This is a genomic window from Streptomyces sp. NPDC026417 (genome assembly GCF_055567695.1).
Window position 1 is genome coordinate 30,631 of sequence record NZ_JBVHPY010000013.1, and the last position, 19,100, is coordinate 49,730.

At 72.5% G+C, this 19,100-nt stretch carries 9 protein-coding genes; 4 read left to right on the forward strand and 5 right to left on the reverse strand.

The window, feature by feature from the left end:
* Positions 1–81: 81 nt before the first annotated feature.
* Complete coding sequence (locus ACZ4NT_RS21065; protein ID WP_121406609.1) at positions 82–2,460, reverse strand: excinuclease ABC subunit UvrA; 2,379 nt, start codon at positions 2,458–2,460, stop codon at positions 82–84.
* Between the two features lie 158 nt (positions 2,461–2,618).
* On the opposite strand from ACZ4NT_RS21065, the gene ACZ4NT_RS21070 reads away from it, so the two are divergent.
* From ACZ4NT_RS21070 to ACZ4NT_RS21080, 3 genes are all read left to right on the forward strand, one after another.
* Positions 2,619–3,404 (forward strand): TioE family transcriptional regulator, encoded by a 786-nt coding sequence (locus ACZ4NT_RS21070; RefSeq protein ID WP_467726869.1) that lies wholly within the window; start codon positions 2,619–2,621, stop codon positions 3,402–3,404.
* Positions 3,405–3,514: 110 nt separating this feature from the next.
* Positions 3,515–4,798 (forward strand): erythromycin esterase family protein, encoded by a 1,284-nt coding sequence (locus tag ACZ4NT_RS21075; RefSeq protein ID WP_467726871.1) that lies wholly within the window; start codon positions 3,515–3,517, stop codon positions 4,796–4,798.
* A gap of 6 nt (positions 4,799–4,804) precedes the next feature.
* Positions 4,805–6,553 (forward strand): non-ribosomal peptide synthetase, encoded by a 1,749-nt coding sequence (locus ACZ4NT_RS21080; RefSeq protein WP_467726873.1) that lies wholly within the window; start codon positions 4,805–4,807, stop codon positions 6,551–6,553.
* Between the two features lie 56 nt (positions 6,554–6,609).
* Here ACZ4NT_RS21080 and ACZ4NT_RS21085 read toward each other — a convergent pair whose 3' ends face one another.
* Positions 6,610–7,797, reverse strand: coding sequence for a cytochrome P450 (locus tag ACZ4NT_RS21085; protein ID WP_467726875.1), 1,188 nt, complete (start codon positions 7,795–7,797; stop codon positions 6,610–6,612).
* On the opposite strand from ACZ4NT_RS21085, the gene ACZ4NT_RS21090 reads away from it, so the two are divergent.
* Positions 7,796–8,692, forward strand: a complete 897-nt coding sequence (locus ACZ4NT_RS21090; RefSeq protein ID WP_467726877.1) for a tryptophan 2,3-dioxygenase family protein — start codon at positions 7,796–7,798, stop codon at positions 8,690–8,692. The two genes, ACZ4NT_RS21085 and ACZ4NT_RS21090, sit on opposite strands and share 2 nt — an antisense overlap.
* A 13-nt stretch (positions 8,693–8,705) precedes the next feature.
* On the opposite strand, the gene ACZ4NT_RS21095 is transcribed toward ACZ4NT_RS21090, so the two are convergent.
* From ACZ4NT_RS21095 to ACZ4NT_RS21105, 3 genes are all read right to left on the reverse strand, one after another.
* On the reverse strand, positions 8,706–9,125 hold the full coding sequence (locus ACZ4NT_RS21095; RefSeq protein WP_220784184.1) for a winged helix-turn-helix domain-containing protein: 420 nt from the start codon (positions 9,123–9,125) through the stop codon (positions 8,706–8,708).
* Between the two features lie 271 nt (positions 9,126–9,396).
* Positions 9,397–9,609 (reverse strand): MbtH family protein, encoded by a 213-nt coding sequence (locus ACZ4NT_RS21100; RefSeq protein ID WP_121406602.1) that lies wholly within the window; start codon positions 9,607–9,609, stop codon positions 9,397–9,399.
* Positions 9,610–9,648: 39 nt separating this feature from the next.
* A complete protein-coding gene (locus ACZ4NT_RS21105) occupies positions 9,649–19,098 on the reverse strand; it encodes an amino acid adenylation domain-containing protein (protein ID WP_467726880.1) in 9,450 nt (3,149 codons plus the stop codon).
* Positions 19,099–19,100 lie beyond the last annotated feature (2 nt).

A 19,100-nucleotide genomic window follows, 5' to 3' on the forward strand; every position in this document is an offset into this window, starting at 1 on the left:
CGCGCGGCCCCGCCCCGGGTGGTGCCGGGGCGGGGCCGCGCTGGTCGACGGCGCCTCGGAGGGTGTCGGGGAGGCTCCCCCTCAGGCGCCGACGTACTCGGCGAGGTGCTCGCCGGTCAGGGTGGAGCGGGCGGCGACGAGGTCGGCGGGCGTGCCCTCGAAGACGACGCGGCCGCCGTCGTGGCCGGCGCCCGGGCCGAGGTCGATGATCCAGTCCGCGTGCGCCATGACCGCCTGGTGGTGCTCGACGACCACGACCGACGTGCCGGCGTCCACGAGCCGGTCGAGCAGCGCGAGCAACTGCTCGACGTCGGCCAGGTGCAGGCCGCTCGTCGGCTCGTCGAGGATGTACGTGTGGCCCGCCCCGGCCATGTTGGTGGCCAGCTTGAGGCGTTGCCGCTCGCCGCCGGACAGCGTGGTGAGCGGCTGGCCGAGGCTGAGGTAGCCGAGCCCGACGTCGGCGAGCCGGGTGAGGACCGTGTGCGCGGCCGGCGTGCGCGCCGCTCCGCTGCGGAAGAACTCGCCGGCCTCCGTCACGGACATCGCGAACACCTCGCTGATGTCGCGGCCGTCGAGGCGGTACTGCAGCACCGAGGGCTGGAACCGCTTCCCCTCGCAGTCCTCGCAGGTGGTGGCGACACCGGCCATGATCGCCAGGTCGGTGTAGATGACGCCGGCGCCCTTGCAGGCGGGGCAGGCGCCCTCGGAGTTGGGGCTGAACAGTGCCGGCTTGACGCCGTTGGCCTTGGCGAACGCCTTGCGGATCGGCTCCAGCATGCCCGTGAAGGTCGCCGGGTTGCTGCGCCGGGAACCCTTGATGGGACCCTGGTCCACCGTCACCACGCCGTCCCGTCCGGCGACCGAGCCGTGGATCAGGGAGCTCTTGCCGGAGCCCGCGACCCCGGTGACCACGGTGAGGACGCCGAGCGGGATGTCGACGTCGACGTCACGCAGGTTGTGCGCGCTCGCGCCGCGCACCTCCAGCACACCGGTGGCCTTGCGCACCGAGGGCTTCAGGGAGGCCCGGTCGTCCAGGTGCCGTCCGGTGAGCGTGCCGCAGGACCGCAGCCCCTCGACCGTGCCCTCGAAGACCACCTCGCCGCCCGCCGTACCGGCCTTCGGCCCGAGGTCGACGACGTGGTCGGCGATGACGATCGTCTCCGGCTTGTGCTCCACGACCAGCACGGTGTTGCCCTTGTCCCGCAGTTGGAGCAGCAGGTCGTTCATCCGCCGGATGTCGTGCGGGTGCAGGCCGACGGTGGGCTCGTCGAAGACGTACGTGACGTCCGTGAGGGCGGAGCCGAGGTGGCGGACCATCTTCACCCGCTGTGCCTCGCCGCCGGACAGCGTGCCCGAGGAACGGTCGAGCGAGATGTAGCCCAGTCCGATCCGGACGAACGAGTCGAGGGTCTCGCCGAGCACCTTGACCAGCGTGGCGACGGACGGCTCGGTGAGGCCGCGCACCCAGGCGGCCAGGTCGCTGATCTGCATGGCGCAGGCGTCGGCGATGTTGACGCCGTCGATCTTCGCGGAGCGGGTGGTCTCACTGAGCCGGGTGCCGTGGCACTCGGGGCAGACGGCGAAGGTCACCGCCCGGTCGACGAAGGCGCGGATGTGCGGCTGCAGCGCCTCCCTGTCCTTGGTCAGGAACGACTTCCGCACCCGCGCGATCAGTCCCTCGTAGGTGGTGTTGATCCCCTTGACCTTGACCTTGACCGGGTCCCGGTGCAGGAAGTCGTCCAGCTCCTGGCCGGTGTAGTCGCGGATCGGCTTGTGCGGGTCGAGGAACCCGGACTCGGTGAACGACTGCACCACCCAGCCGTCCGCCTTCCAGCCCGGCACGGTGATCGCGCCGTCGGCGAGCGACTTGGCGTCGTCGTAGAGGCGGCTGGGATCGATGTCGGAGACGGCGCCCATGCCCTCGCAGCGCAGGCACATGCCGCCGACGACGCTGAAGCCCTTCTCGATGCGCTTGCCGTTGACCACCAGCGTGCCGGAGGCCTCGGCGGAGGCGACGTTGAAGGCGAACGCCTTCTGCGAGCCGATGTAGGGCTTGGCGAGCCGGCTGAACAGGATGCGCAGCAGCGCGCCCGCGTCGGTGGCCGTGCCGACGGTGGAGCGGGGGCTGGTGCCCATGGGCTGCTGGTCGACGATGATCGCGGTCGTCAGTCCTTCGAGGACGTCGACCTCGGGACGGCCCAGGGTCGGCATGAAGCCCTGCACGAAGGCGCTGTAGGTCTCGTTGATCAGCCGCTGCGACTCGGCGGCGATCGTGTCGAACACCAGAGAGCTCTTGCCCGAGCCGGAGACTCCGGTGAACACGGTCAGTTGACGCTTCGGGATCTCGACGTCGACGTTCTTGAGGTTGTTCTCACGCGCTCCGTGCACCCGGATCAGATCGTGGCAGTCGGCGAAGCGCACTGCGGGCGGCTGAGTGTCCGCTCCCGGCCCGGCCGTCATGGTGTCCCTCCCAGGTGTTGGACGCGGTACGCCCTCGTCACGTGCGGTGGCGACGGATTCCTGAACTTCCCTGGTCATGGCATTCAAGCGTATACCTGCAAGGCCGGTTGAGACTTTGGTACGGAAACACCGGCAGAATTGCGTTAAAGTCTCAAACCATGGCTCATCTCCGCCCGCACGATCTGGCCCGCGAGCACGGCATCTCGACCCAGGCGGTCCGCAATTACGAGCGGGACGGGTTCATCCCGCTCGCCGAGCGCACCCCGTCCGGGTACCGCACCTACACCGCGACCCATGCGGCGGCCCTGCGCGCGTATCTGGCGCTGGTCCCCGCGCACGGCTACGCGGTGAGCGGGCAGATCATGCGGTCGCTGAACGCCGGCGAACTCGACGCCGCGCTGACGGCCGTCGACCGCAGCCATGCCCAACTACTGCGCGACCGGGGGACGTTGGACGCGGTCGGAGAGGCCGTCGAGCATCTGACCCGCGGGCCGCACGCCGCGTCGCACGCCCCGAGCGGCCCGGAGGCCCTCAGCATCGGCGAACTCGCCCACCGCCTCGGCGTCACCGCGGCGACCCTGCGCAACTGGGAGGTGGCGGGCATCCTCGCGCCCGGCCGCGAGCCGGTCACCGGCCACCGCACGTACGGCCCCGCCGACATCCGCGACGCCGAACTCGCCCATCTGCTGCGCCGCGGCGGCTACCCGCTGGACCACATCTCCACCGTGGTCCGGCAGATCCGGACCGCCGGCGGCACCCAGGCGCTGTCCGCGGCCCTGGACGACTGGCGGCGCCGGCTCACGGCCCGGGGCGCCTCGATGCTCGAAGCGGCCGTGCGGCTCGCGCACTACGTGACCGTGCTCGGGCTGGCACCGGCCGCACCGGCCACCCGCTTCCCCGCCACGGCGGAGCACCGGGCCGCCGACACCGCCACCCCCCGCTGAGCGCGCCGCGAAGCCCGCACGCCGATCAGCGGTTTGAGGGTTGCCGGCGGTGTCCGGCGGCACGGGTCCGCGAAGTCTCAACCGTCCTTTCAGTGCTTGGATGAAGTCACATGAGACAGGACATTCGGGACCTCGCCGTGGCCACCTGCGATCTGCTGGCCCTCGGTGAACCCACGCACCGGGAACCGGCCTTCGGCCGGGTCCGCAACGAACTGATCGTCCAGCTGGCCGACTTCGGCTTCCGGTCGGTCGCGCTGGAGACCGACCGCGTCGCCGCGCTGGGCGTGAACGACTTCGTGCAGGGGGCGGCCGGGAGCCTCGACGCCGTGATGAACGAGGGCTTCTCCCACGGTTTCGGAGAGCTGGAGGCCAATCGCCGGCTGGTCGCCTGGATGCGCGCCCACAACCGGAACCGCCCGCCGCGGGAGCGCCTGGCCTTCCACGGTTTCGACGCCCCGCTGGAGAACGCCTCCGCACCCAGCCCCCGGCGCTATCTCGAACACGCGCGGGACCACCTGGAGTTGGACCTCGACCTCACCGGGCTGCTCGGGGACGACGAGCGCTGGAGCCGCACCGAGGCGGTCATGGACCCGGCCGAATCGGTCGGCGCCTCCCCCGAGGCGGGTCGGCTGCGGTCGCTGGGCGACGACATGCTCACGCTGCTCTCCGCCCGGGCCCCGGACCGGGACGCGGCGCCCTCGTACGCGCGGTGGCACGAGGCCAGGACCCACCTCACCGCCGGGCTCGGCCTGCTGCGGTATCACCGGCAAGCGGCACAGCCGCTGGACCACGGTGCGCGGATGTACCGTCTGCTCGCCACCCGGGACGCGCTCATGGCGCAGAACCTCCTCGACATCCGCGGCATCGAATCACGGCGGGGCCCGACCCTGGTCTTCGGCCACAACCTGCATCTGCAGCACGTCCCGAGCACCTGGCGCTCGGCGGACGTCCAGGTCACCTGGCCCGGAGCCGGCTGCGTCGTGGCCGCCCTGCTGGGCGAGCGGTACGCCTTCGTCGCCGGCAGTCTGGGGCGCAGCACGGCCCTCGGGCTCCAAGACCCCGCGCCGGACACGTACGAGGGCCGCCTGCAGGACGACGACGGCTCCTGGGGGCTGACGACCGGGGGCTCGTTCGCCGGTGCCCGGGCGCGGACCGACATCACCCCGCAGCAGGGCTACTTCCCCCTCGACCGGCCCGTACTGGACACGGCCGACGCGATCCTGCACATCGGCGAGGGCGCCGTCGGGCCCGGTGCCCGCCCGCGGCCCGTCCCGTCGGCCGGGGAACACCGGGACGGCGGTGAACGCCGTGACAGAGATGGGAAGGATTCGCCGGGCCCCGCGGAGCCGGACACTAGATTCGCCGTCGATCAGGGACTTTCGCGAAGGAGCTGACTGCGGTTGTACACGGTTCCGGCACTGTTCGAGTCCACCGCCGCCCGGTGCGGCGGAGCGCCCGCCCTCATCGACGACAAAGGCACCCTCGGATACGCGGAACTGAACGCCCGCGCCAACCGGCTCGCGCGCAGCCTGATCGCCCGGGGAGTCGGCCCCGACCGCCTCGTCGCGGTCGCGGTGCCGAAGTCGAACGACCTGATCGTGGCGGTCATGGCGGTGCTGAAGGCCGGCGGCGCCTACCTGCCCCTCGATCCGGGCTACCCGGCGCAGCGCCTGTCGTTCATGCTGGCCGACGCCCGCCCGGCGCTGCTCCTGCGGGCGTCCTCGGTGGCCCCTTTCGACGCGGACCTGCCGGAACTCGTCCTCGACGACCCGGCCTTCGAGGACGCCTGCGCGCGGTTGCCCGGACACGACGTCGCCCGGCGGGAACGCCGTACCGAATTGTGCCCGGACCACCTGATGTACGTCATCTACACCTCGGGCTCGACCGGCACCCCGAAGGGCGTGGCCGTGCCGCACCGGGGTGTGCACGACATGGCGCGGACCCAGGCCGCCGTGCTCGGGCCCGGGCCCGGCGACCGTGTCCTGCAGTGGGCCTCGATCAGCTTCGACGCCGCCTTCTGGGACGTGACGCTGGCCCTGCTGTCCGGTGCCGCACTCGTCATGGCGTCGGCGGAGGACCTGCTGCCGGGCCAGCCGCTGCGGGACACGCTGTTCACCCATGACATCACCCATGCGGTGCTGCCCCCCGTCGCGCTGAGCCTGACCGACGCCGACGGCGTGCTGGTGGGCGGGACCGTCATGTCCACGGGAGACAGCTGCACACCGACGCTGGTCCGCAAGTGGTCGCGGGCGAGGCGGATGTTCAACGGCTACGGCCCGACCGAGGTGACCGTCGGGGCGACGATCGGCGGGCCGATACGCGACGCCGACGACGTCGGCATCGGAACTCCGTGGATCGGCAACGAGGTCCACGTGCTCGACGAGCGGCTGCGCCGGGTGCCGCCGGGTGCGGAGGGCGAGCTGTACATCGCGGGCAGCGGACTGGCGCGCGGGTATCTGAACCGGCCCGCCGCGACCTCGGCGAAGTTCGTGGCGAACCCGTTCGGGCCGCCCGGCAGCCGGATGTACCGCACGGGCGACCGGGGCCGCCGGGGCGCCGACGGCGCGCTGTCGTTCACCGGCCGCACGGACGGTCAGGTGAAGCTGCGCGGCTTCCGCGTGGAACTCGGCGAGATCGAGGCCCGGCTCGCCGCCCACCCCGCGGTGGACGTCGCGGTGGCCGTGGTGCGAGGCGGACTGACCGAGGCGCACGTGGTCGGCTACGTCACCGCGGGCACCCCGGTCGACCCGGCCGAACTGCGGGCGCACGCGGCCGATGCACTGCCCGCGCACATGGTGCCGGCGAGGGTCGTGGTGCTCGACCGGTTCCCCACCCTGGCGAACGGAAAGATCGACCGGGACGCCCTGCCGGAGCCCGCGCCGGGGCCGGCCGGGCCCGGCGTCCGGGACGACGCCCCGGAGGACGGCACGGCCGCCGTCATCTGCGCGATGGTGCGGGAGATCCTCGCCGTCCCGGACGTGGGGACCGCCGACAACTTCTTCGACCTCGGCGGGCACTCCGTGCAGGCCACCCGGCTGGCCGGCCGGATCCGTGCGGAGCTCGACGTCCGGGTGCCGATCCGGGTGGTGCTGGGGTCGTCGACGATCGGCGAGCTCGTCGCGGCCGTCGAGAGCCGGCTGCGCCGCTGAGGCCCGTGCAGGTCCGTCCGCCCGCGCCCGTGTGCGCTCCGTGCCCGGCCGCGGCGTCAGCGGAAGGCGACGGGCAGGCTGCTGTAGCCGTGCAGGAAGTTCGAGTAGATCGGCGTCGGCGTGCCGCACAGCCGGATCTCGGTGACCGACCGGACGAGCGCCGCCAGCAGTGCGCGCAGTTCCGCCCGGCCGAGGAACGCGCCGACGCAGAAGTGCGGGCCGTGACCGAACGACAGGTGCCGGTTCGGGGAGCGGGTCAGGTCGAACCGGCGGGGCCCGGCGAACACCTCCTCGTCGTTGTTGGCGGAGGTGTTCCACAGGGTCACGATGTCGCCCGCGCGCACCCGCTGCCCGCCGATCTCCGTGTCGTGGAGCGCGGTGCGCGCGAAGTGCATCGCGGGCGTCGCCCACCGCAGCACCTCCTCGACGGCCGCGTCGAGGCCGGCGTCACCGTCCCGCAGGGCGCGCCACTGCCCGGGATGCTCGGCGAGTGCCTTGACCGCACAGATCGCCGACACCCGGGACGACTCGTCGCCGCCCAGGATCAGGCTGTAGCAGTTGAGGGCGACCTCCTCCAGCGTCAGCGGACGACCGCCCGGCTCCGCGGTGGCGATCATGCTGACGACGTCGTCGCCGGGGTCGAGCCGGCGTCGCCGGGCGAGGTCCATGAAGTAGCCGACGATCTCGTGCCTGGCCTCCAGCGAGTCGAGCGCGTCGGCGTCGGCGTCGTCCGCGGAGAGCGCCAGCTTGTTCCACCGGAGCAGCTGCCCGCGGTCCTCGGGCGGTATGGAGAGCAGGTCGCAGATGGTGTGCATCGGAATGTGCTCCGCGACTTCGGTCGCGAAGTCGAACTCGCCCAGCCGCGTGACGGTTTCGATGAGTCGGGACGTCCGCAGCCGGACGCTGCGCTCGACCTCGCCGAGCACGCGCGGCGAGAACGCGCGCAGCATCAGGTTCCGCAGTTCGCGGTGGCGCGGCCGGTCGGTGACCGCGAGCATCTTGCCGCCGGCGGAGTCGCCGCCGCGCAGCAGCACGTCCAGCACGGTCCCGCGCGCGGAGCTCAGCGTCTTCACGTCGGCGTAGCAGGACAGCACGTCGGCGTGGCGGGCGACGACCCAGAATCCGGGGTCTCCGTCGTGCCAGTACACGGGCCTCGACGTCCGCACCTCGCGCCAGAATGCGTGCGCGTCGTGCCGGACGAAGGCGGTGGCGTCGGTGAGGTCGAGCTCGGTCCGCGTACTCATGTCTGCATCGTGGCAAGGGCACCGGTGCGGTGCGGGGTGTCTTGCCCAGGTCTTTCTCCTTGAATGGAAGACGAAAGATTGCCGATTCGCCGCGGTGCCGCCGTGCCATGCTCCGGACACCCGACTCACCGGCGTTGTGCGTGCGGAGCAGGCGGGCCGACGACTTCACCAGTGCGGGCATCAGCGAGGGGACGGCGTCTTGAGCACTCTGACGTATGCGGACTACCTGCGGATGGAGACCTTGCTCTCGCTGCAGGAAACGCGGACTCCGGACGCGGCCGGCCGCGCGGTGGTCCTGGCGGAGCAGTTCTTCATCATCACGCACCAGTCCTGCGAGCTGTGGCTGAAGCAGATGGGGGCGGATCTGGACGCGGCGGCCGAGGCCCTCGTGCCCCCCTGCGACACCTACGACCTGGAGCTCGGCCACGAGTTCCTGCTGCGCACCGGCGAGATACTGCGGGTGCTGCAGGACCAGCTGCGCGTCCTGGAGAAGCTGCCGCTGCGCTATTTCGCCGAGTTCCGGCCGTATCTGGACACGGCGAGCGGCGCCCAGTCGACGCAGTTCCGGCGGCTGACGGCACTGCTCGGCAACGAGCAGCATCCGGGCAGTCTGTACGAGGCGTTCGTGGCGGCGGCCGACTACCACGGCCGGTCGGTCGACGACATCTGCCGCGGAGGCATCGAGGCCGGTGTGCTGCACCGCCTCGCCGAGGGACTGCTGGACATCGGGGACGGCTACTGGCACTGGAAGGTGACGCATCTGGCGCTGGTGTCGAAGATGGTCGGGAACCAGGGCGGAACCGGCGGGTCAAGTGGTGTCGACTTCCTTGCCCGCCGTGCCACCAGGCCCTTCCCCGAACTGCGCAGGCTGCGGGGGAAGGTGCACCAGGACTGAACCGCCCCGGGGATCAGGCCGCGGTCTCCAGCACGTAGCCGCGGCCCCACGCCGTCCGGATGACCAGGTCGATCGGGGTCAGGCGGCGCCGGAGCCGCATGATGTGCAGGTCGAGCGAGTTCCGTGTCGGCCTCGGCACCCGTTCGGCGAGCCGTTGCGTGAGTTCATGGCGGTACACCACCTCCCCGAAGTGCTCGATGAGCAGCTCCATCAGTTCGGTCTGGACATTCGAGATCGTGATCGAGTGAGGGCCGAAACACAGCGTTCCGGCCGAGTCGAGAGTCGGGACCTGGCGGCTGTCGAGGCGGTTCTGCAGCGCTCGCACCCGAGCGTCCAGGTCGCTTCGGGATATGGGTGCGCGCACCCAGTCCTCGAAGGGGTCGTTGCACACCGGAGGCCGCGCACTGCCCTCGACGACGAGGAGACGGGGCACGCCCTCCCTCTTACATCGGTTCCTGAGGTCCTTCTGCGCGGGCCATCGAACGAACATGACGTCGCTGTTTGTGCCTCCCACAGCACAAGCCTCCCCGTTGACGCTCATGGATGATTCACCCTCTTCGCCTTGGTGTGGCGTGTATGCGTCCGCCGTGTGCGCGGGACCGGTCGCGGGCCGTGGTGGTTCGGTCGGTACGGCCCGTGCCCGGCGGCGGCGCCCGAGCGTCCGGGGACCTCGGGCGTCCGCCTCGCGGCACACGGCTTGGGAACTACCCCCGCATGGCCTCGCGGAGACTCCGGGGCCGCATGTCTGTCCAGTTCGCCTCCACGTAGGCGACGCTCTCAGCCCGTTCCGCCGGGCCGAAGACGATGCGCCAGCCGGCCGGCACCTCGGCAAAGGCGGGCCAGAGGGAATGCTGGTCCTCGTCGTTGACCAGCACGTGGAACCGGCCGTTCTCGTCGTCGAACGGATTGGTGCTCACCCGTATCCTCCAGATCTCGGATCACCGGTCGTGGGGCCGTCAGGGTCGCTGCGCCGCCCGCAGAATCCGGTTGATGACTCGGCTGATCTCCGCGGCGTTCCGCGGCCAGTACATCTCGTTGTGGGCGCAGGCGACGTCGATGCGCTGCACCCGGCCGTCGACGTGCTCCTGCCAGAGCACCTCGAGTTCCTCCTCCAGTTCCCGCTTGTCGTGGGTCTCCGGATCGAGGAGTGCGTTGAAGAAGAGGACGTCACCGCGGTAGCGCGGTGAGTCGAACCGCCGCATCTGCTCCATCTGTCCGACGAAGATCGACGACGCGGTCGCGACCAGGGACGGATACTCCTCCATTCCGGCCAGATGGCCCATGTAGTTGGCGAGGAAGCGGCGCACCATGCCTTCGTCGAGCGCCTCGAGGTCGGTGAAGTGGCCGGAGGGCGCGGCGTCCAGCAGTGCGAGGAGCGCCACCTCGTGCCCCCGGCGCTGGAGTTCGGCCGCCATGGCGTGCGCCAGAGTGCCGCCGAAGGACCAGCCCAGCAGGTGGTACGGGCCGCTCGGCTGGACGCGGAGCACCTCGCGCAGATAGTCGTCGACCATCTCCTCGACGGAGCCCGCCGGCGGTGTGGTGCCGTCGAAGCCGCGGGCCTGGATGCCGTAGAGCGGCCAGGACGCGTCGATGTGCCGGGCGAAGCCCAGGTAGGGCCAGCTCAGGCCGCCGCCCGGGTGCAGCCACCACAACGGGGGCCTCTCCCCCTCGGTGCGGATGGGCAGGACGACGGCGAAGGGGTCCTCGAAGCCCACCTCGGTGTCCGCGGACAGCCGGGCCGCGAGTTCGGCCACCGTCGGGTACTGGAACACCGTCCGGATGGGCACGTCCACGCCGAGCTTCTCGTGGATCTGCCAGACGAGGCGGGTCAGCCGCAGGGAGTGGCCGCCGCAGGCGAAGAAGTCGTCGTCGATGCCGATCCGGTCCAGGCCCAGCACCTCGGCGAACAGGGCGGCGAGTTCCTCCTCGCGCGGCGTGCGCGGTGCGCGGTGGTCGCCGCCGGCCGGGTCGGGTGCCGGCAGCGCGGCGCGGTCCACCTTGCCGTTCTCGGTCAGCGGCAGTCGGTCGAGGACCAGGATGTCGGCGGGCATCATGAACTCCGGCAGCTGCGCGCCGAGTTCGTCGCGCAGCCGGGACGGCAGCCGGGACACGCGACGGGACACCGCGGGTACGTTGACCAGGCGCGGGGAGGGGACGCCGGCCGGCCGGTAGACGCCGTCGCAGCAGGGAGCGTCGACGTCGGGCAGGAGGACCGCCTCGAAGCAGTCGGCGGCCTGCGCCGACCAGGTGCAGTACACCGCGAGACCCCGTTCGGCGCCCCACGCCTCCAGCTCGGCCGGGTCGAGTGTGCCGCCCGACTCCACGGGGGCGCCCCACTCGGCGGCCTCTCCGGCCAGCCTGGCGTTGGGGATGCGCGTGAGGCGGAGGTGGCCGCCGTGGCGGGCCAGCGCGGGCTCCAGGTCGGCCGGTCGACGCACCTCGCTCCCCCAGACCACCTCGGGCAGGTCCGCCAGCGGCAGCGGCCGGACGGGCTGCTTGTGCAGCACGACCTCGTAGCGGTGGCGGGTGAGTTCGTTGTGGTGGGTGCCCCGTTTGAGCCGGATGTCGGCGGCGACGGCGTCGGGGCGGGCTTCCGCCCAGCGGGTGAAGTACCCCGGGTCCACGACGAGTTCCTTCTCGCCCAGCACGGCGCGTTCGACCGCGGCCTGTACCGCGGCGGGCCCGTCGTCCGGCTGCCGGCACCGGTGGACCGCGGCGCTGAACAGGCGCAGGGTGCGGTGGTTGCGGACGTCGCCGATCACGATGCGTCCGCCGGGGGCCAGCCGGTCCATGGCGAGGTCGAGCACCCGTGCGAGGTAGTCGCCGTCCGGGAAGTACTGCACGACCGAATTGAGGATGACCGTGTCGAAGTGTCCCGTCGGCAGGCCGTCCGGGTCGTCGGCGGCCATGCAGCGCAGGGTGACCCTGCCGGACAGCTCCGGGTCGCTGCCGACCTGGGCGCGCAGCCGGTCGATGACGGGAGCCGAGAAATCGGTGCCCCAGTACTCCTCGGTCTCCGGTGCCAGCGGTCCGAGCAGCAGGCCAGAGCCGACGCCGATCTCCAGCACCCGGCGCGGTCGCAGCGTCCGCACCCGGTCGAGCACGGCCTCGCGCCAGGCCCGCATCTCCGGCAGCGGGATGGGCCGGCCCGTGTAGGAGCTGTTCCATCCGGTGAAGTCCTCGCCGACCCCGCCCGGCTCCACGGCCGTACCGCCGTACATCTCGTCGTAGATCTCCCGCCACTCACCGACCTGTTCGGCGGCGTCACGGCCGGTCGGGGCGGACGTGTCGGGCACCACGTAGGCGACCAGGCTGCGTTCGCCGAGCCGGTCCTCGCGGACGACGACCACGGCCTGCGCCACGCCGTCCCGCTCGCGCAGCACCGTCTCCAGCTCGCCCGGTTCCACCCGGAAGCCGCGCAGCTTGATCTGGTCGTCGGCCCGGCTCACGTACTGGAGGTGCCCGGCGGTCGTCCAGCGCACCAGGTCGCCGGTGCGGTACACCCGCGCTCCCGGCGGCCCGGACGGGTCGGCGACGAACCGCTCTGCGGTCAGGCCCGGCCGGCCCGCGTATCCGAGGGCCACGCCGTCGCCGCCGATGTACAGCTCGCCCACCACACCGGGCGGCACCGGCCGCAGCCGGTCGTCCAGGACGAGCAGCCGGCTGCCGTCCATGGGTTCCCCGATCGGCACGGGGTCGGTGCACCGGTCCGCCGAGGGCACGCGGTGCCGGGCGGCGAACGTGGTGGTCTCGGTCGGTCCGTAGCCGTTGACCACGGTGAGGCCGGGGCACGCTTCGAGGACCCGGCGGACGGCGGTCGGCGAGAGGACGTCCCCGCCCGCCCAGACCTCCTGGACGGCGGCGAAGCACTCCGCGTGCTGTTCGGCCATCACCGCGAAGAGTCCGGCGGTCAGCCACAGTCCGGTCACCTCCCGCTCGGTGACGACACGGGCCAGCTCCGCGGTGTCCGGCCTGCCGGCGCGGGCGACCACCGCCGTGCCGCCGTGGAGCAGCGGTACCCACAGCTCGTACGTCGACGCGTCGAAGGTGTGCGGGGAGTGGACCAGGACACGGCGCTGGGCGCCGGTCGTCCAGCAGTCGTCGAGGGCGAGGTCGAGCACGTTGCGATGGGTCACCTCGACGCCCTTGGGGCGGCCGGTGGAGCCGGAGGTGTACATCACGTACGCGACACTCTGCTCGCCGGTGCCCTCGGAACAGGGCGGTGTGCCGGGTTCCTCGTCGAGGTCGGCGTCGGCGAGGCTCTCGTCCACGGTGACGACGGGGGCGAGGTCGGCGAGCATGAACGCGATGCGCTCGGGCGGGTGGGTGGGGTCGACCGGGACATAGGCGGCCCCCGTCTTCAGCACCCCGAGGATCGCCGCGACCAGCAGGGGCGAGCGTTCCATGACGAGCGCCACCCGGGTGTGCGGGCGGGCGCCCCCGGCCCTCAGGTGGTGGGCGATGCGGTTGGCCCGGCGGTCCAGTTCGGCGTAGGTCCAGCGGATCTCGCCGTCCGCGGAGACCAGCGCGATCGCGTCCGGGTGGGCCGCGGCCTCCGCGGCGAACCGCTCGTGCACGGTGCCGGCCGCGAAGGCGGCGTCCCGGCCCGGTCCGCCCCGGCGGACCAGCTCCGCGCGCTCGCCGTCCGCCAGGACGTCGACGTCCCCGATGGGCGTGTCCGGGGCGGCGACCACGTGGCGCAGGAAGCGCTGCCACCGGGCGAGCAGCGTGGTGATCGTGGAGGCGTCGAACAGCTCGGTCGCGTACTCCGCGAACCCCTCGATGCGGGGCGGGGCGCCCTCCTCGTCGTGCTCGGTGAGGCTGATGAACAGGTCGAAGCGCGAGGTGCCGGTGCCGAACGGCTCCTCGGACACCGTCAGGCCGGGCAGGTCGAACGCGGGCCGCGCATTGTTCTGCAGCGCCAGGCAGACCTGGAAGAGCGGGTGGTGGGCGGGCGACCTCACCGGGTTCAGCACCTCGACGAGGTGCTCGAAGGGGATGTCCTGGTGGTCGTAGGCGGCGAGGCTGCGCTCCCGCACCCGGCCGACGAGTTCGGCGAAGCCCGGATCTCCCGAGGTGTCGGCGCGCAGCACCCAGGTGTTGACGAAGAAGCCGACCAGCCGGTTGAGCGCCTCGTCGGTGCGGCCGGCGATGGGGGACCCGATCGGCACGTCGGTGCCGACGCCCAGCCTGGTGAGCAGCGCGGCCAGTGCGGCCTGCAGCACCATCGACACGGTGGCACCGGTGTCCCGGGCCAGCCGCCGGACGTCCGCGGTGAGTTGCTCGTCGAGGACGAGCGGCACGAGATCACCGGCGTACGAGGCCACCGCGGGCCGCGGCCGGTCGGTGGGCAGGGTGACGGTCTCCGGGAGGCCGGCCAAATGGGTCGTCCAGTAGTCGAGCTGGCGCCGGTAGAGGCTGCCCGGGGCATCTCCGTCGCCGAGCAGCTCCCGCTGCCACAGGGTGTAGTCCGCGTACTGCACCGGGAGCGGTTCCCACTCCGGTGGCCGCCCGGCGCGACGGGCCTCGTACGCCGTGGTCAGGTCCTGCGCGAGCGGGAGCGCCGACCAGCCGTCGGCGGCGATGTGGTGCGCGCCGATCAGGAACACGGACTCCCGCTCCCCGGTCCGGAACAGCCAGGCGCGGAACGGGATCTCGCCGGTCAGGTCGAACGGCCGGCGGGCCGCCTCGCGCAGGACATCGGGCAGTTCGACCTCGCCGACCTCGCGCTCCTGCCAGGGGACCCGGATCGCGGTCGGCTCCAGGACCCGCTGGTACGGCTCCCCGTCCGCCTCTCCGAAGACGGTGCGCAGCGACTCGTGCCGCACCACGACGTCGTGCACGGCGCGGCGGAGCGCGTCGGCGTCCAGTACGCCGCGCATCCGCAGGGCCAGCGAGACGTTGTAGGTCGCCGAGGGTCCCTCGAACCGGTGGATGAACCACAGCCGCTGCTGGGCGAAGGAGACCGGCAGCCGCTCGGGCCGGTCCCGGGGGAGCAGGGGCGGGCGGACGCTGCCGAGGGTGGTGAGGTGGGCCGCCAGCTCGGCGGCGGTGGGTGCCTGGAAGACGAGCCGGATCGGGATCTCCACGCCGTGCTCGGCCCGGATGCGGCTCACCAGCCGGGTGGCCAGCAGCGAATGCCCGCCGACGGTGAAGAAGTTGTCGTCCACGCCGACCCGGTCGAGGCCGAGCACGGCGGCGAACAGCGCGCACAGCGACTCCTCCTCGGGCGTGGCGGGAGCCCGGCCGCCGCCGGCCGTGTAGTCGGGGACGGGCAGCGCACGCCGGTCCGGTTTGCCGTTGTCCGTCAGCGGCACGCGGGCGATGGGCACGATCGCGGCCGGGACCATGTATTCCGGCAGGGTCTCCCGCAGGTGGGTCCGGAGTGCGGGCAGCAGCGCGGTGACGGCGCCCGCGGCCGCGGGGTCGTTGACGGGTGTGCGCCCGCCCGCGGTCGGCAGGTACGTCCCGGCGAGCGGTGTCCCGGCCACGGGGCCGTCCCGGAAGAGGAGCACGTCGAGTTCGTCGACCACGTCGGCCGACCAGGTCACCACCGTGTCCCAGGCGTGCCGCTCGGCCCACGCGGGGAGGTCGCCGGGATCGAGCGGCGGCAGCGGCGAGGGGGCCGAGTCCTCCAGGCCCAGCTCGCGTGCGGCGCGGGCCTCGCCGGTCAGCCGGGCGTTGGGTACGCCGGTGATCCGCACGACGGGCGCGGCGTGGTCGCGCACCCGGCCGGCGAGGCGGCGCAGGTCGCCGTCCCAGGGCAGGGCGGGCACCGTGTCCAGCCTCCGTACCCGGGCGGACCCCGTGGCGTCGGGCTTGTGGACGACGACCTCGTAGCGGTGCCGGGTCAGTTCGTTGTGGTGGCCGCCGTCCTTGGTCCGGACGTCGACGCCGGCTCCCCCGGCCCGCTCCGACCAGCGCAGGAACCACTCGGGGTCGACCACCAGCTCCTTCTCCAGCAGGACGGCCTGTTCGACGGCGCTGCGCAGGACGGCCGGTGCCGCGTCCGCGTGCCCGGCCGCCTGGACGGACGTCTGCAGGAGGTGCAGCGAGTGCGCTCGCCGGACGTCGCCGAGGACGATCCGGCCGCCCGGCGCGAGGAGGCCCCAGGCGCCGTCCAGGACCTGCGCGAGGTACCGCTCGTCCGGGAAGTACTGCACGACCGAGTTGAGCACCACCGTGTCGAAGCGGCCCCGGGGCAGTCCGGTGAGGTCGTCGGCGGCCTGGCAGCGCAGCCGCACCCGGTCGGCGAGGCCGGCCCGCGTCACCCGGTGCCGCAGCCGCTCGACGGCCGGCGCGGAGAAGTCGGTGGCCCAGTACTCCCGCACCCGGCCCGCGATGTGCGCGAGCAGGAGGCCCGAGCCGGCGCCGATCTCCAGGACGCGCTCGGGCGACCCGCGCAGCACGCCGTCCACCGCGGCGTCCCGCCAGGCGCGCATCTCGTCCAGGGGGATGGGTTCCCCCGTGCGGGAGTCGTTCCAGCCGGTGAAGTCCTCGCCGAACGGGCTTTCCCCGGCGCCGAGATAGGCCTGGTCGTAGACCTCCTGCCACTCCCCGACCTGCTCGTCGGCGCCGTGCGTGCGGTCCAGGGCCTCGGGGTCGGGAACGACGTAGGCCACCAGGCGCAGGTCGCCGGGCCGGTCCTCGCGGGCGGTGACGATGGCCTGGCGGACGGCCGGGTGGCGGGCGAGGGTGTGCTCGATCTCGCCGGGTTCGATGCGGAACCCGCGCAGCTTCACCTGGTTGTCGGCGCGGCCGAGGAAGCAGATGGTGCCGTCCGGGAAGAAGCTCGCACGGTCACCGGTCCGGTAGAGCCGGTCGTCCTCACGGGTGCCGAACGGGTCCCGGACGAAGCGTTCCGCGGTCAGTTCGGGCCGGTTGACGTAGCCGACGCAGAGACAGTCCCCACCGATGTAGAGGTCGCCCTCGACGCCGACGGGGCACGGCTCCATCCGCTCGTCGAGCACGTAGTAGCGGGCGTTGTCGATGGGCCGGCCGTAGGGGATGCTGCGCCACTCGGGGTCGATGTCCCGGACGCGGAAGTAGTTGGACCACACCGTCGCCTCGGTCGCCCCGCCGAGGCTGACGATCTCGGCGCCGGTGAACACCCTGCGGACCTCGTCGGGCAGCGACAGCGGCGTGTAGTCCCCGGAGAGGAAGACCAGACGGAGCGTGTCGGTCCCCTCGTGGGCGGCGGTCTCGGCGAACAGCGAGGCCACCTGGTTGAGCGTGGTGGGGACCGAGTCCCAGAAGGTGACGGGTTCGGTGAGCAGGATGTCGAGCAGCGCCCGGGGGTCGCGCTGCTGGGCGGCGTCCGCGAGGTAGACGCCGCCGCCCGTGCCGAGCAGGCCGAAGAGGTCGAAGACGGAGAGGTCGAAGCCGAGCGAGGTGACGCACAGGACCACGTCGTCGGGGCCGAAGCCGAAGGTGCGCCGGCACCAGTGGATCAGGTTGTGCACCGGCCGGTGGGTGACCGCGACGCCCTTGGGCTTCCCGGTGCTGCCGGAGGTGAAGATGATGTACGCCGTGCTGTCCGCTCCGGCGGCCGGCTCCGGGTTCCGCTCGGCGCGCGGCGGGAGCGGCTCGCCGGGGTCCGCCGCCTCGACGACCTCGACGCCGTCCGGGACCGCCCAGCGCTCGGTGTCCGGCGTGGACAGCACGAGGGCCGCCCCGGCGTCGGCGAGCATGCCGGCGACGCGGTCCGCCGGCAGCGACGGTTCGAGCGGCAGATAGGCGCCGCCCGCCTTCAGCACTCCGAAGACGGCGGCGACCATCACGGGGCCGCGGTCGATGCCGATGCCGACGACGGTCTCCGGGCCGACCCCGCGCTCCTTGAGGTCCCAGGCGATCCGGTTCGCCTGCCGGTTCAGCTGGCGATAGGTCATGGTGCCCCCGGCCCAGCGCAGCGCGATGGCGTCCGGCCGGCGCTCGGCCTGCTCCTCGAAGAGCAGGTGCACCGGTCTCGGGCAGGGGAAGTCGCGGGCCGTGTCGTTCCACTCGACGAGGATCCGGTGGCGCTCGTCGGCGTCGAGGGAGGCGCGGGACGGCCCGTCCGCGGCGGCGGACGGCAGCTCGGCGCCGGCCGGTGCGCCGGGCCCGCCGACGCGGGTCAGCGGGTCGGCCACCACTTCCTCGACCACGCGTACGAAGCGGTCCGCGAGTTCTTCCACCGTGGAACGGTCGAAGAGGTCGGTGGCGTACTCGATCTCGCCCACGACGGACCCGGTGGCCTCGTCCGGCGCCAGGTTGAAGAACAGGTCGAACTTCGCGGTCCCGGTGGGAAGGGGTTCCATCGACACGGTCAGGCCCGGCAGGTCCAGGTGCGGGGGCACGTTGTTCTGCCAGGCCAGGACCACCTGGAACAGGGGGTGGTGGGCGCTCGACCGCTCCGGCCTCAGCAGCTCCACCAGCCGCTCGAACGGCACGTCCTGGTGGTCGTACGCCGCGAGCGCCTTGCGCCGCACCTCGTCCAGCACCCACGCGAACGTGCGCCCGGGGGTCACCTGCACCCGCAGGGCCCAGGTGTTGACGAAGAGCCCCACCAGGTCGTTCAGCGCCTCGTCCGTGCGGCCCGCGATCGGGGACCCGACGGTCACGTCGTCACCGCCGCCCAGCCGGTGCAGCAGGACGACCAGGGCGGCCTGGAGGACCATCGAGACCGTCACGCCGCGCGCCCGCGCCAGCTCCTCCACCCGGGTCAGCAGCTCGCCGGACAGTCCGGTCTCCACCGACCCGCCGCGGTGACTCGCCACCGGCGGGCGGGGCCGGTCCAGGGGCAGCGGAAGCGGCTTGGACACCCCTGCCAGCTCCTCGCGCCAGTAGGCCGCCTGGACCGACAGGACGCTCTGCGGGTCGGACTCGTCCCCGAGCAGCTCGCGCTGCCAGAGCGCGTAGTCCGCGTACTGCACCGGCAGTTCGGCCCAGTCGGGCGCGGCGCCGGTCACCCGGGCCCGGTAGGCCGCCGACACGTCGCGTGCCAGCGGGGCCAGCGAGCCGCCGTCGCCGGCGATGTGGTGGATCACCAGGACCAGGAGGAACTCCTCCTCGCCGCTCTGCACGACGCACCCGCGCAGCGGCACGTCGGCCGACAGGTCGAACCAGCTTCCGACCACCGACGAGATCACGCCCGGTACCCGCTCGGGCGGCACCCGGCCCCAGTCCTTCCAGGGCAGTTCGATCTCGGCGGGGTCGAGGATGCGCTGGAACGGCCGGCCGTCGACGTCCCCGAAGACGGTGCGCAGCACCTCGTGACGCGCCATCACGTCCTGGAACGCCGCGCGTAACGCGGCCGTGTCGAGCGCGCCGCGGAACCGCAGGAGCAGCGGGATGTTGTACGTCGAGGAGGGGCCTTCGAATCGGTTGATGAACCACATGCGCCGCTGCGCGTACGACAGGGGGATCATGG

Bases quoted from the DNA above. Each gene is read 5' to 3' on its own strand.
- ACZ4NT_RS21075 (WP_467726871.1), top strand. From the start codon at position 3,515: ATGAGACAGGACATTCGGGACCTCGCCGTGGCCACCTGCGATCTGCTG.
- ACZ4NT_RS21105 (WP_467726880.1), bottom strand. From the start codon at position 19,098: ATGATCCCCCTGTCGTACGCGCAGCGGCGCATGTGGTTCATCAACCGA.
- ACZ4NT_RS21085 (WP_467726875.1), bottom strand. From the start codon at position 7,797: ATGAGTACGCGGACCGAGCTCGACCTCACCGACGCCACCGCCTTCGTC.
- ACZ4NT_RS21065 (WP_121406609.1), bottom strand. From the start codon at position 2,460: ATGACGGCCGGGCCGGGAGCGGACACTCAGCCGCCCGCAGTGCGCTTC.
- ACZ4NT_RS21070 (WP_467726869.1), top strand. From the start codon at position 2,619: ATGGCTCATCTCCGCCCGCACGATCTGGCCCGCGAGCACGGCATCTCG.
- ACZ4NT_RS21090 (WP_467726877.1), top strand. From the start codon at position 7,796: ATGTCTGCATCGTGGCAAGGGCACCGGTGCGGTGCGGGGTGTCTTGCC.